The sequence below is a fragment of the Mycobacterium colombiense genome (assembly GCF_003284935.1).
Lineage (GTDB): Bacteria > Actinomycetota > Actinomycetes > Mycobacteriales > Mycobacteriaceae > Mycobacterium > Mycobacterium arosiense_A.
On the sequence record NZ_QMEV01000094.1, the window covers coordinates 1 to 13,656 of the forward strand.

At 67.1% G+C, this 13,656-nt stretch carries 9 protein-coding genes, 1 tRNA gene and 1 pseudogene; 3 read left to right on the plus strand and 8 right to left on the minus strand.

The window, feature by feature from the left end; translation table 11 throughout:
• Window positions 1–447 (plus strand): annotated as a pseudogene (locus tag DQP57_RS24515) (DNA primase); the annotation flags it as partial.
• On the opposite strand, the gene DQP57_RS24520 reads toward DQP57_RS24515, so the two are convergent.
• The gene (locus DQP57_RS24520) at window positions 431–709 is read right to left on the minus strand and encodes a hypothetical protein (RefSeq protein WP_112635267.1); all 279 of its coding nucleotides are present in this window, start codon (window positions 707–709) and stop codon (window positions 431–433) included. The pseudogene DQP57_RS24515 and the gene DQP57_RS24520 sit on opposite strands and share 17 nt — an antisense overlap.
• A gap of 153 nt (window positions 710–862) precedes the next feature.
• On the opposite strand from DQP57_RS24520, the gene DQP57_RS24525 reads away from it, so the two are divergent.
• Window positions 863–935: transfer RNA gene (locus DQP57_RS24525), tRNA-Asn, on the plus strand.
• A 112-nt stretch (window positions 936–1,047) separates the two neighbouring features.
• On the opposite strand, the gene cysE is transcribed toward DQP57_RS24525, so the two are convergent.
• From cysE to DQP57_RS24550, 5 genes are all read right to left on the minus strand, one after another.
• Window positions 1,048–1,731, minus strand: a complete 684-nt coding sequence (cysE, locus tag DQP57_RS24530; protein WP_112635269.1) for a serine O-acetyltransferase — start codon at window positions 1,729–1,731, stop codon at window positions 1,048–1,050.
• Between the two features lie 2 nt (window positions 1,732–1,733).
• Window positions 1,734–2,666, minus strand: coding sequence for a cysteine synthase A (gene cysK, locus DQP57_RS24535; protein WP_112635271.1), 933 nt, complete (start codon window positions 2,664–2,666; stop codon window positions 1,734–1,736).
• Between the two features lie 522 nt (window positions 2,667–3,188).
• Window positions 3,189–3,992, minus strand: a complete 804-nt coding sequence (gene stf0 / locus DQP57_RS24540; protein ID WP_112635281.1) for a trehalose 2-sulfotransferase — start codon at window positions 3,990–3,992, stop codon at window positions 3,189–3,191.
• A gap of 199 nt (window positions 3,993–4,191) precedes the next feature.
• Window positions 4,192–4,497 (minus strand): hypothetical protein, encoded by a 306-nt coding sequence (locus tag DQP57_RS24545; protein WP_240631872.1) that lies wholly within the window; start codon window positions 4,495–4,497, stop codon window positions 4,192–4,194.
• 114 nt (window positions 4,498–4,611) lie between these two features.
• Window positions 4,612–8,853: a bifunctional nitrate reductase/sulfite reductase flavoprotein subunit alpha gene (locus tag DQP57_RS24550; protein ID WP_112635283.1), complete on the minus strand. Its 4,242-nt coding sequence runs from the start codon at window positions 8,851–8,853 to the stop codon at window positions 4,612–4,614.
• A 329-nt stretch (window positions 8,854–9,182) separates the two neighbouring features.
• Here DQP57_RS24550 and DQP57_RS24555 point away from each other — a divergent pair, with 329 nt between their 5' ends.
• Window positions 9,183–9,650 (plus strand): LppP/LprE family lipoprotein, encoded by a 468-nt coding sequence (locus DQP57_RS24555; RefSeq protein ID WP_112635291.1) that lies wholly within the window; start codon window positions 9,183–9,185, stop codon window positions 9,648–9,650.
• 75 nt (window positions 9,651–9,725) lie between these two features.
• On the opposite strand, the gene DQP57_RS24560 is transcribed toward DQP57_RS24555, so the two are convergent.
• Window positions 9,726–11,678: an acyl-CoA dehydrogenase gene (locus tag DQP57_RS24560; protein WP_112635285.1), complete on the minus strand. Its 1,953-nt coding sequence runs from the start codon at window positions 11,676–11,678 to the stop codon at window positions 9,726–9,728.
• A 112-nt stretch (window positions 11,679–11,790) separates the two neighbouring features.
• A partial coding sequence (locus DQP57_RS24565; protein WP_430920134.1) for an ATP-binding cassette domain-containing protein occupies window positions 11,791–13,656 on the minus strand: 1,866 nt, incomplete at its 5' end.

The following is a 13,656-nucleotide window of genomic DNA, read 5'->3' on the forward strand; positions in this document are numbered from 1 at the left end:
GAGGCGCTCAAGGCGGCCCTGCAGTACCCGGCGCTCGCCGGGCCGGTGTTCGACACGTTGACGGTCGAAAGCTTCACCCATCCCGGCTACGCGGCCATCCGCGCGGCCATCGAGACCGCGGGGGGTACCTCGAGCGGGGTCACCGGCGCGCAGTGGATCGAGGCGGTGCGTGAGCAGGCCTCGTCGCCCCTGACCGCCGGCCTGGCCAGCGAGCTGGGGGTGGAGGCCATCCAGGTCGACGAGGAGAAACTGCCCCGCTACATCGGCGGCGTGCTGGCCCGGCTGCAAGAGGTGTGGATGGGCCGGCAGATCGCCGAGGTGAAGTCGAAGCTGCAACGCATGTCACCGATCGAGCAGGGCGACGAGTATCACGCCCTGTTCGGCGACCTGGTGGCGATGGAGTCCTACCGGCGCAGCCTGTTGGAGCAGGCTAGCGGCGACGATTAGACGGCGTCAGCACGTCGTCGGCCGAGCCCTCGACGTCGCGTTCCATGATGGCCGTTTGGTCGTCGATCTCGGTCAGGGTGACAAAGCCGGCGTCGGGCGAGATCCTGTTCGCGATCTTGCGCCGGCCCCCTTCGATCATCGACTTGGCCACCGGGCTGCTGGTCAGCGCGCGATAGGTGCCGACGAGCTGCTCGTATCGGCGACGCCCGGCCTTCGAACCCAGCACGTAACCCAGCCCAAGCACCACGACATACCGGATCAAAGCTTTCCTCCCGACTATCGATGGCTCCCATCCTGCCTCACCGGCCGAGGCGCCCGCGCGGTCGATCCCCTTCCGCGGGGTGTCCCGAGGGTGGTCCACGCCAGTTGGGTGCGGTCGGGCCAGTACGCTAGAGTCGTCCCGCGATCGGGTTAGTCCCCTGTAGCTCAATTGGCAGAGCATTCGGCTGTTAACCGAAGGGTTCCTGGTTCGAGTCCAGGCGGGGGAGCACATCTCTGAAGTCTTCTGGCCGGCGCTCCGGCCGCCGTCGATGTGCGGTGTCTCGCCGATGACGAACGACGCGGCCGGCTGCGCGTGTGCGCCGCGACGGATAGCGGTTGTCAGATCGAGAAGTCCTCGCCGTGCCAGACTCCGGCTTCGGGAGGTCGGATAACCGGGTCAGCCGTCTGCCCGTCGTTCAACGCCTCCAACTTGTCGACCCTCGTCAACAGCGACTGCAGACTGACCCCCACGAGGTCGGGCATCATCGAATCATCCGGACTGCTGCGCCCGTGGCGGCTGATGACCTGTCCGGGAACCCCGATGACCACCGCGCTGGAGGGGACCGGCTTGACCACGACGGCGTTGGCGCCAATGCGGCTGTCGTCGCCAATCTTGATCGCGCCCAAGACTTTTGCGCCCGCACCGATGATTACCCGATCCCCGACAGTGGGGTGTCGTTTTCCGGTGTCCGAGCCGCTACCGCCGAGGGTGACGCCGTGATACAGCGTGACGTCGTCGCCGACCTCCGCCGTCTCGCCGATAACGACCCCGGTCGCGTGGTCGATGAACAGGCCGTCGCCCAAGATGGCGCCGGGGTGGATGTCCACTCCCGTCACGATGCGGGTGAACTCGGCGAGGACCCGCGCCAGCACGCGTGCCCCGCGGTTCCACAGCCAGTGGCTGATTCGGTGACCCCAGATGGCGTGCACGCCGGGATAGGCCAGTATCACCTCCACGGTGGTGGGGGCCGCCGGATCGCGCTGCTTAGCAGCCTGGATGTCACGCCGGATGGCCGCAAGCATGGTCAGTCCGCCAGGTCGGCGTACAGCGCTGTGCTCAGATACCGCTCGCCAAAGTCGGGGAGCACCACAACGATGAGCTTGCCTGCGTTCTCGGGCCGCCGGGCCACCTGGAGGGCGGCTGCCAGGGCTGCGCCGGAGGAGATCCCGGCCAGCAGCCCTTCCTCCGTGGCGAGCCGCCGGGCCAGGGTGAGCGATTCCTCGTTGCTGACGGTGATGATTTCGTCGACCAGATCCTCGTCGAGCACGGGCGGGACGAACCCGGCGCCAAGCCCCTGGATCGGATGCGGCCCCTTCTTGCCGCCGGACAGGACCGGTGACGCGGCGGGCTCGACCGCGACGATCTGTACCGAGGGCTTGCGCTGCTTGATGACCTGAGCGACGCCGGTGATGGTCCCGCCTGTTCCGACGCCGGCCACGAAGATGTCGACCCGGCCATCGGTGTCGCGCCACACTTCCTCAGCGGTGGTTGCGCGGTGGATCGCCGGGTTTGCCGGGTTTTCGAATTGCTGGGGGACGAAATACCGCTGGTCGGATTTCGCCAGTTCCTCGGCCTTCGCGATCGCGCCCGGCATGCCGTCAGCGCCCGGCGTCAAGATGATTTCGGCGCCGTAGGCGCGCAGCAGCATCCGCCGCTCGACGCTCATCGTCTCGGGCATGGTCAGCACGCATCGGTAGCCGCGCGCCGCGCACACCATGGCCAGGGCGATCCCCGTGTTCCCGCTCGTCGGCTCGAGGATGATCGTGTCAGGCTTGATCAATCCCGCCTTTTCGGCCGCGTCGATCATCGCGACCCCGATGCGGTCCTTCACGCTGTTGCCGGGGTTGAAAAATTCCAGCTTGGCAACGACATCGGCGACAGCGCCTTCGGTCACCCGCCGCAGCCGCACCAGCGGCGTATTTCCGACTACCTGCGTGACGTCTTCGGCAATGCTCATCTGATTTCCTCAACGATGTCGGAACATGGCGTCGCGGCCTGCCGGCGGATGCCGATGTTGGTTGCGGACTCGGATGCGGCCCGGCTCGGTGTAGACAAATCGATCATTGCTGGTTGATCTTCCTGAATGGCTTGGGGGTAGCGCCCGATGTGGTCCCCCCGGCGAACCGGTGATGCTGCCGCGTCTGGCGCTACACGTTCTTGAGCGTTGGAAGGCGTCAGGAAATCAACAACAACAACAGCCCATGGTGGGGCGGCGCGTAAGGACGAAGCGCGGCTGTGTGGCCTGTTGCATAGCCCCACTATAAGACATTCGCCCTGCATGGCCATCTGGCTCATCTGCGCCGTGCCTCGTTCCGGAGCGATACCCGTTTAACGCGTCAACCGGCCGACGCGCTTGGATAATCCCTGGACCCGGGTGGGTCGTGCGAAGGGTCATCGCCGGTGGATGCGCGGCATCGGGCCGGACTCAAACACCACGTCGGCGCATATGCTGGCGCGCGGTGGCCGGCGCTCGCATCGATCAGGTTGGCAGGCCGTACTTTTCGGCATCGGAGCGGTAGCGGTCCACCCACTCATCGGAGCGCTGGTCGGCCTGGCGCTCCAGCACGGGCTGGGGAGCCAGTTGCGGGTCTAACCCGAGTGCTTCGAGGATGGATCCCACCACCTGGGTCAGGTTGCGCCACAACACCGGATACGAGATGTCCATGGGGGTGATGTCTTCTTCGGCGAACCAGTTTCGCCATCCCTCTTCCTGAGCGCGCAGCATGGTGACGACGTGGGCGATCGCGCCGGCGTGGTAGGTCGCGCGAGCGTCTCGTACCGGGTCGGGTCTACCCCGCCAGACCCGCGTCTGCACCGCGCGCCAAAACGACACCGCTTGGGAAATCACGTCGGGCCGGTAGACGTGAATCAGCAGTGGCCGCTCGCCCACCACGTCGGTGATCGCGGCCAGCAGGCCATCGCCGCTGCGGTCCGGCAGGTTCTTCGCGCGGTCCAGGAGCAACGGTGTCTGGTTCCACATGAGTTTGCCGCCCCACACCCCGTTCGGCGTCCTTCCGACGGTGCGGATGTAGCTGCGCCAGATCTCGGGCGGCGCGAGGTCAGGCGTCCCGGCGTCTATCGGATCGAGCAGGTTCAGGATCGACTCGTCGTCGATCCCGGCGAACCACTCGCGCGGCTGCGGGGACTGACTGGTGGACGGTAGGTACTGGAAGAACTCCTGGGGCTCGCCGGCCACTCCGGTTGCGCGCAACGATTCGACCAGGAGCGTGCTGCCGCTCCGCTGCGACGCCAACACCAGATATGACGACGGCCTCTTTGTCACCTGCAGAGTCTAACCAGATTTTCAAATCTCAATCGGGGAAACACGATTAGGGTCAGCATGAACGAAAGTCTTGCGTTGGACCGGTTTTACCCGCGGTCAGGACGGCGCGGCGCTGCACGGGAATGTAAAGATTCAAGTGTTTCAGGGACATTCGCCTCGTGACCGGGGTGTCCCCGCCGACCGAGGCCAGCGGCCGACGTCAGTGTGAGTCCGAGGTGATGCGCGCTGTTGGCGCGTCCTGGTGTTCGTCTGCGGCCTCGCAGACGCACACGTGGGCGCCGTGGCGCCACGGCCCGAACTGGGTACCGCGCCTGCGCAGCAGATGCTGGGCGTAGACCTTGTCGCGTTGGTCCCGCGAGAACGCGAAGTCGAGGTTGACGGGCAGCCCCGCCCAGTCGACCCGGTCAGTGACCGGTTCGTCGGCGGTTGCGCCGTACCTCAACCGGCACTGCAGTGGGCAGCCGTTCTTGTTGACCCGATCGGGTCCATCACACTCCCGAGCCACGATGACGTCACTCCTTCAGGTGCGCGACCTTATGGGTGCATCGTGGGACGGAGAAGTTTCAGCGGTAAGTGTGCGATGTTTCCGCTGTGTTACGAGTGCGGCGGCGGGTCGGCGTCAGTAGACGTCGCGGTGGTAGCGCTTGTCGGCGCTCAACGATTGGACGTAGTCCTTCGCCGCTTCCGGGTCGAGCTTGCCGAATTCGGCCGCGATCTCGCAGAGAGCCCGATCGACGTCCTTGGCCATTGGATCGGCGGTGCCACAGACGTACAGCTGGGCGCCGTCCTGCAACCAGCTCCACAGCTGCGCCCCGCGCTTGCGCATCAGGTGCTGCACGTAGACCTTCTGCTGCTGGTCGCGGGAGAACGCCAGGTCCAACTCGGTGAGAAACCCGTCGTCACGCATCTGCTCGAGTTCGTCGCGGTAGTAGAAATCGGTGGCGGCGTGCTGCTCGCCGAAGAACAGCCAGTTGGGTCCGGTGTGGCCGAGGGCGCGCCGTTCCTGCAGGAAGCCGCGGAACGGCGCGATCCCCGTCCCGGGTCCGATCATGATCATCGGGGTGTCCGACTCACTCGGCGGCCGGAAATTGCTGGATTGCTGCAGATACACGGCGACTCGATCGCCGGGGGAGCGGTCGGCGAGGTAGGTCGAACACACCCCGCGGCGCGCGACGCCCTGAAAGTTGTAGCGCACCGGGGAGACGGTCAGGTGGACTTCGCCCGGGCACTCCTTGGGGCTCGACGAGATCGAATAGAGCCGGGGCTGAAGGCGTTTGAGCACCCGCAGCCACTCGTGGGCCGATGCGGAGACGGGCAGCTTCGCCAGCAGGTCGATGGACTGGCGCCCCCACGTCCAATCCGCCAGTGCGCGTTTGTTTTCCGGCTTCAGCAGTTCGGCGAGTGTCGAGTCGCCGGTGCGCTCCTGCACGAAGCGCACCAGATCCCGGCTGATGTGGGCGATTTCGATGCGCTCGGTGAGCGCGGAGCGCAGCGACATCAGACCGTGCTCGCCGACCTCGACCGGGGTCTGCCCGTTGAGTCCGGTGACCGACAGCCATTCGTCGACCAGCTCGTCGCTGTTGCGCGGCCACACGCCGAGCGCGTCACCCGCCTCATACGTCACGGATTCTTCCGGCATGTCGAAAACCAGGTGCCGCACGTCTTTTGTCGATTGCGGCTGGCTCAACACGGTGTTGCGGACCATGCCGGTGATCAGCGGGTGCTTCTTGCTGTACGTGGAGGTTGCGGGCGCGCCGGGGCGAGAAGGCGCCGCAACCGTGGAGGTGCGGGCCGGCGCCGTCGCGCTTCCGTCCCCGCCGACCGAGGTGGGCGTGCGGGTCAGGGCTTCGATGACGTCGCCCACCCACTTCGCCGCCGTGTCGTCGTAATCGGGTTCGCAGTCCACCCGGTCGGTGATGCGGGTGGCTCCGAGCTCGGCGAGGCGGGCGTCGAGCTTGCGGCCGTGGCCGCAGAAATCGTCATAGTTGGAATCGCCCAGGGCCAGGACGGCGTAGCGGGTGTTGGTGAATCGTGGTGCGCCCTCGGACGTCAGCGCCCGCCAGAGGCCGGCGCCGTTGTCGGGCGCGTCGCCGTCGCCGGTGGTGCTGGTGATCAGCAGTACTTCCCGCGTCGTCGTCAACTGCGCGGGCGGGAAGTCATCCATGCTGTACAGCGCGACCGGGAGCTCGGCGGCGCCCAACCGGGCGGCGATTTCGCCGGCGAGCTCCTCGGCGTTGCCGGTCTGCGACGCCCACAGCACCACGACGGGAGCGCGCTCGGCGACCGGGGTGGCGTCGGCGGGCGGGGCGGGCGGTTGTTGGACGGCGGGCATCGGGGTGTGTTGCGGCGCGTCGGGCAGCGCGACCGGTTGGGGTCCGTCGATGCGCGAGAACAACCCGGCCAGCAGGCCGTCCACCCACAGCCGGGTGCCGGTGTCGAACGGCGCGCTCGGCGGCAGGGTGGGCACCCCGCCGGCGCGGCGACCGGCCTCGGAGCGAAGCCCGGAGAGCATGCCGGACAGATATGAGCGGCCAACCTCGGTGAATTCGGGCTTGGGTTGCGTTGTCACACCCAGCAATTCGCCGAGAGCGTCGACTTGTGACACGCTGATTTCTCGTACCTCCGTGGGTGCGGATTCTGGTGTGCCGGTGGCCGCCGGCATCTCGGTGTCCGGATCGGGTTGCGCGACGGCGACTTTCGTCAGCGTCACCGCGCACGCCTTGAATTCCGGTTGGCTCGAGATGGGATCGACGGCGTCGTTGGTCACGGCGTTGATGGACAGGTATTCGCCGAAGGAGTCGTTCCAGTGGAACGGCGCGAAGCAGTTCCCGGGCCGCACCCGGTCACTGATGACGGCGGGCAGCACGGCGCGGCCGCGGCGGGACGCGATCTCGATCTGGTCGTCGTCGGCGACGTGCAGTCGGGCGGCGTCGTCGGGGTGGATCTCGACGAACGGCTTCGGATTGAGTTTGTTGAGTTTGGCGACCTTGCCGGTCTTGGTCATGGTGTGCCATTGATGCGGCAGCCGGCCGGTGTTCAGCAGGAACGGGTAGTCGTCGTCGGGCATTTCGTCGGGCAGCAGGTGCGGGCGGGCGAAGAACGACGCTCGGCCGGTCGGCGTCGGGAAGGCCAAGCGGGGCACGCTGCCGTCCTCGCGGACCAGCTGCGTCTGGCTGACACCGTCGTTGAGGTAGCGGATCGGGTTGCGGTCGCCCTCGCCGTCCGGCGCGCACGGCCACTGCAGCGGGCTGCGGCGCAGCCGCTCGTAGCTGACGCCGCGCAGGTCATAGCCGGTCTTCGGGTTCGAGAACCGCTTGATCTCTTCGAAGACTTCCTCGGCGCAGGTGTAACTGAACGCCTCCGAAAAGCCCATCTCGCAGGCGATCCGGGCGATGATCTGCCAGTCGGGCAACGCGTGGCCCGGCGCCGCAACCGCCGGCTGAAACAGCGTCATGTTGCGCTCGGAATTGACCATGACCCCTTCGGACTCCGTCCACAGGGTCGCCGGCAACAACACATCGGCGTATTCGTTGGTCTCGGTCTCCAGGAACGCGTCCTGGGCCACCACCAATTCGGCGCGCTCCAGGCCGGCGAGCACCGTCTTCCGATTGGCAACGGAGGCAACGGGGTTGGTGCAGATTATCCAGCACGCCTTGATCTGCCCGTCGGCCATCCGGGAGAACATGTCGATGGTGCCGCTGCCGACGTCGGTGCGCAGCGTCCCGCGGGGAATGCCCCACAGGTTTTCGACGAACTCTCGGTCGTCGTCCGATAGCACCGAACGCTGACCGGGCAATCCCGGCCCCATGTAACCCATCTCGCGACCGCCCATGGCGTTGGGTTGGCCGGTGAGCGAGAAGGGGCCGCTGCCCGGCTTGCAGATCGCGCCGGTCGCGAGGTGCAGGTTGCAGATCGCGTTGGTGTTCCAGGTGCCGTGGGTGCTCTGGTTGAGGCCCATGGTCCAGCAGCTCATGAAATTGCCGGCCTCGCCGATCATTTGAGCCGCTGCGCGGATGTCTGCTTCCGGGATTCCGGTCACCACGCTGACCATGTCGGGGGTGTACTGCTCCAGGAAGCTGGGCATCACCTCCCAGCCCTCGGTGAATTCGGCGATGAAATCGGGGTCGGTGTGGCCGTTCTCGACGATCAGGTGCAACAACCCGTTGAGCAGCGCCAGATCCGATCCCGGCGCGATCTGGAGGAAGAGGTCGGCCTTCTCGGCGGTTGCGGTGCGGCGCGGGTCGACGACGATCAGCTTCGCGCCCGCCTTGACGCGGTCCATCATCCGCAAGAACAGGATGGGATGGCAGTCGGCCATGTTGGCGCCGATGACGAAGAACACGTCGGCACGATCGAAGTCCTGGTATGACCCGGGTGGGCCGTCCGCGCCCAGCGAGAGCTTGTAACCAGAACCCGCGCTGGCCATGCACAGCCGCGAGTTCGACTCGATCTGGTTGGTGCCGATGAAGCCCTTGGTCAGCTTGTTGGCCAGGTACTGCGCCTCGATGGACATCTGGCCGGACACGTACATCGCGAAGGCGTCCGGGCCGTGTTCGTCGATGATCGCGCGTAACCGGTTCGCGCACTGGGCGATCGCCTGATCCACGTCGATGGGCTCGAGCGGCTCACCGCGATCGGCCCGCACCTGCGCCAACTCCATCCGGCCCGGCGCGCCGAGCATGTCGGCGGTGGTGGCGCCCTTGGTGCACAACCGGCCGAAGTTGGCCGGATGTTCTTTCCTCCCAATCGACTTGGCAACGTGATCGCGGCCCGTTTTCGGGTCCGTTGTGATCTGCAACACCATGCCGCAACCGACGCCGCAATAAGCGCACATGGTGTTCACGGCGTTCTCCGGCGCCATGGACTCCCTGGTCACGCTTACGTCCCTTCGGTCGAGTGCGTACGAGTTAGCTCCGCATCGGGTGAGTTCATTGTGGAGCAGGCATGTTTCGGCATCGCTGCTCGAAATTTCCCCCGGTTTACTTCTTCCTCTCAACGGCGGGTGCACCGATGTGAAATTGCCGGGGAATTCGCGGCCTCAGAAGGCGTTACCGCAGGTCACCGTTGACCGGCCGTCCCGCTTGAGGTTACGCAGGACTGCCCGCGAAACGCTTCTCAGAAGGGGGTTTTTGACCAAACCGATGGGACATTCACAGTCTTCGCTAAGCTCACCGCGTGCGTCAGCTCATTGTGATCTGTCTGGTTTTGCTGGCCTCCGGCTGCGGCTGGAAGCAGGCCGCGCCCCCGCAGGCCCGGCCGGACACCTGCAAGGACTCCGACGGGCCGACGGCCGACACCGTGCGCCGGGCGATCACCGCCGTACCCATCGCGATCCCCGGCACCATCTGGGTCGAGATGGGCCGCGGGCACACCCGAAACTGCCGGTTGCACTGGGTGCAGATCATTCCGACGATCGCAAGCGAAGCCAGTCCACAGCAACTGCTCTTCTTCGATCACAACAGGCCGCTGGGGAGCCCCACGCCCAACCCGAAGCCGTACACGACGGTGCTACCGCCCTCGGATGACACCGTCACCGTTCAATACCAGTGGCAGAAGGCAAATGACCAGCTGTGCTGTCCCACTGGGATCGGAACCGTCAAGTTCCGGATCGGCTCGGACGGCAAGCTGCAAACCCTGGGCAAGGTTCCGAACCAATAACGTGTCACGCCAACGGCTTTCCCCGCCGGTACGCCGGCTGTGTCGGGGCCGCCCGTGGATCCGTGAACGGTCGCGTCAGCTCGTGAGGGCCTCTTCCAGGTTCTCCGGGTGCAGCATCTCGACGTAACGGAGCCGCTCCGGGACCCCGAAACCGTCGACGAGGGTCTCGGCGTGCGGGCGCAGCGCGCGGCAACGGTCGTTGATTCCCCGCGTGACCGCCTTCGCGCGCTCGGTGGACAGGTACCGGTGCTCGATGTACCACGCCTTGTCATCCTCGATGACCGACAGCGCGTACAGGTCGCAGAGGATGCCGAGTAGTTCGCGGGCCTTCTCGTCGGGGCACGCGTCGATCCCGGCGACGAACGCCTCCAAGATGACCCGGTCGATGTGCGCGCTGGCCGCATGCAACACGTGATCCTGCACGGAGTTGAATGCGTCGAATGCCGACATCTCTTTGGATTTGGCCTGCAGCCTGCGGGCCACCGAGGCCAGCAGATACTCCTCGCGGTCCTCGAACATCGTGATCTGCGTGCCGCGGTTGAACAGGCTGCCCTCTTCCTCGCTGTCTTGCCGGGCATCCACTATCGTCTGGATAATCGCCTCTGCCGCAGTGCGTTTGACGACGCGTTCGCCCACGGTGCTGGCCGCGAAGCGCACCCATTCGACCGGACTCATGCTCTTGATGTCGTCGGCGTAGGCCGTGAGCAGTTCCTTGGCCACCAATTGGGTGAGCACGTGGTTGTCACCCTCGAAGGTGGTGAAAACGTCTGTGTCGCCCCGCAGCCCGATCAGCCTGTTCTCGGCCATGTAGCCCGCGCCACCGCACGCTTCGCGCGACTCCTGGATAGCCCGGCTCGCATGCCAGGTGTTGGCCGCCTTCAACCCGGCGGCGCGCGCTTCGAGTTCGCGTTGCTCGTCGGCGTCGGGTGCGTCCGCGCTTTGGACGTCGTGACATTTGCCGACCAGTTCGTTCTGCGCGAACTGCAGCGCATAGGACTTCGCGATCAACGGAAACAGTCGCCGCTGGTGCACCAGGTAGTCCATGATCAGCACTTCGGACCCGTCATCGGGCGCGGTGAACTGCCTGCGCTGCAAGGCATATCGGGTGGCGATATCCAGGGCCACCCGGCCGGCGGCACCGGCGCTGCCGCCGACGGTGATCCGGCCGCGGACCAGGGTGCCCAGCATGGTGAAGAACCGGCGGTTCGGGTTGTCGATCGGCGAACTGTAGGTGCCGTCGGCCGCGACGTCGCCGTACTTGTTCAGCAGGTTGACCCGGGGGACCCGGACATGGTCAAAGATGATGCGGCCGTTGTCGACACCGGGCAGTCCGCCCTTGTATTCGCAGTCCGACGTGGTGACGCCCGGCAGGTCGTTGCCGTCCTCGTCGCGGATCGGGACCAGCACGCAGTGCACGCCGTGATTGACCGGCTTGCCGTCCTCGTGGGTGATCAGTTGCGCGAAAACCGCTGCCATGGTTGCGGTTTCGGCGGCCCCGCCGATGTAGTCCTTGCGGGCCGACGGGGTGGGGGAGTCGATGATGAACTCTTCGGTCTCGGGGTCGTACGTCGCGGTGGTCTCCAGCGACTGCACGTCGCTGCCGTGCCCGGTCTCGGTCATGGCGAAACAGCCGCGCAACTCGAGGCTGATGATCTTGGGCACGTAGAGCTCGTGGTGGCGCTCGGTGCCCAGGTTCTCCACGGCGCCCCCGAACAGCCCCCACTGCACCCCGGCCTTCACCATCAGCGACAGGTCCGACATCGCCAGCATCTCGATCATGGTGATCGCCGCGCCCACGTCACCGGTGCCGCCGTGTTCTTTGCGGAAACTGTCGGCGGCCGCGCCGAACGCCGCCATGATCCTCATCTGCTCCGCCACCTTGGTGCGGGCGATCACGGTGTTGGGGGTGTAGTGCGGGCGGAACAGATCCTCGGTGAGCGTGGCTCGCATCCGGTTTCTCACATCGCGCCAACGCCCGTCCAGTGCGTTGCGCAGATATTCGGCAGTGCTAGTCGTTTCAGGCGCCATAAGCCGACAGTAATGGGCGGTTCCCGTCGCGGCGAACAACGACGAAGGTTCATGTCGCCGGACGAAATCCCGCGTCGGCCGCCCACCCGCGGCGCCCGGCCGCGCAGGCGGCTCAGCCTTGGCGGCGAGGGCCTTCCTGCGGCCCGCGATCGGGGGAGGGGGCGCGGCTTTCGCCGCGCGGTGACCGCAGCCGATACAGCGTGGACCCGGCGGTGATCACGCCGAACAGCACGAGCATCCCCATGTCGAACACCCACCAGCCGCTGTAGTGCGTCCAGGTCAGGGCGTCGGCCGCCAATGGATCGACCCTGCGCAGGTTCGCGGTGGACGCCGTTGCCGCGAAACCCCACTGGGCCGGGACGAACCAGCTGATCTGCTGCAGGCCCCACATGCTCACCAGCTGCGCCAGGCTCCCGTTGAACAACGCAGCTGCCAGGATCACCGGAACCACGAGCGGCAGGACCTCGCGCGGGGACTTCCCCAGCGACGACAGCGCCAGTCCGAGGACCGCCGACACGATCGCGGTGACGGCCACGCCCACGTAGAGCTCGACCGTGGCGTCGTGCAGGAAGACCGCGCTGGGTCCCGGCCCGCCCTTGACCGCGATCACGATCGCGACCACGACGGCCGTCCAGACGGCCGCGGCCAGGCCGTACACCGTGATCTTGGCGGTGAGGTACGCCGGCGCCGTGAGGCCGACCTCCTGCTCGCGCCGGAAGACGCGGTGTTCGCACACCAGCGCGCGGATGGTCAGCGCCGTGCCGATGATCACCGCGGCGACGTTGAAGGCGGCCAGCAGCTCGATGGCCTCGTGCGGGTTGGTGCCGGTGGGGCCGGGCCTGGTCAGGCCCGAATCACCCGGAATCAGCAGCGCCAGCCCGGCCAGGACGAACGGCAGGACCGCCAGGAAGGCGAAGTAGAGGCGGTCACCGAGCAGCAGGCGAACCTCGCGCCGGGCCAGCAACCGGATCTGCCGAGCCCTGGGCAGGGCGGGCGGCGGCGGCCATGGTGCCGCGACTTCCGGCGAAGCGGTCGGTGCCGACGTCGGCGGGCGGCCGCGGAACGCGCGGTGGGCTCCGTCGGGGTCGGCGCCGACCTGCGCGAGGATCCTGTTCCAGTCGGTGGTGCCCAGCGCGGATTCGACCTGCAGGGGCGTCCCCAGGTACGCCATTTGGCCGGTGCCGGTGAGCACCAACACCTGGTCGCAGACGTTGACGTCGGTGAGCGACGTGGGCGACGAGATCGCGACCACCACGGCGCAGCCGACGTCTGCCTGGCGCCGCAGGACCGCCATGACGTGGCGTTGTTGCGCCGCATCGAGTCCGGCGGTGGGCTCGTCGACCACGAGCAGGCTGGGCCGGGTGACGAGCTCGACCGCCAGGGCGGCGCACCGGCGCACCTCGGGGGGGAGCTTGCGGATTCGGGTGTCCCGGTGGGGCGCCAGCGCGAGCTCGTCGAGGACTTGGCCGACGACGCGGTCGCGCTGCTCGGGCAGGCTGTCCGGCGGCAGGCGCAGCTCGGCGGCGTAGTCGAGGACCTGCGCGACGGTGAGCTGACGGTGCAGGCGGTCGTCGCGCGGGACCACCCCGATGCGGGTCCGCATGACCTCCGGCTCGGCGTGGACGTCGTGTCCGTCCACCGTGACGCGCCCGGCGCTGGGTGCTCGCGCGCCGGCCAGCAGCGCCAGCAGCGCGGAATTACGCACGGCCGACGGCCCGACGACCGCGGTCATGGTGCCGGGACGGGCGGTGAACGAGATGCCCGACAGCGTCTGGTGCCCGTCGACGGTCAACCCCAGCCGGTAGGCCGTCGCCCCGGTGGTGCGCGACGCCGTCTGCAGCGGCAGGCGATAGGTGGAGTCGGCTTCCTCGGTGCGGAACGAGGGGCGCTGGGCGCGCAGCTTGCTGGTCACCATGCGCTCGATCAGGCTCGGGCCCTTTCGTTGCTCCTGTTCCGCGGGCGGCGGAAGCGGTGGCCG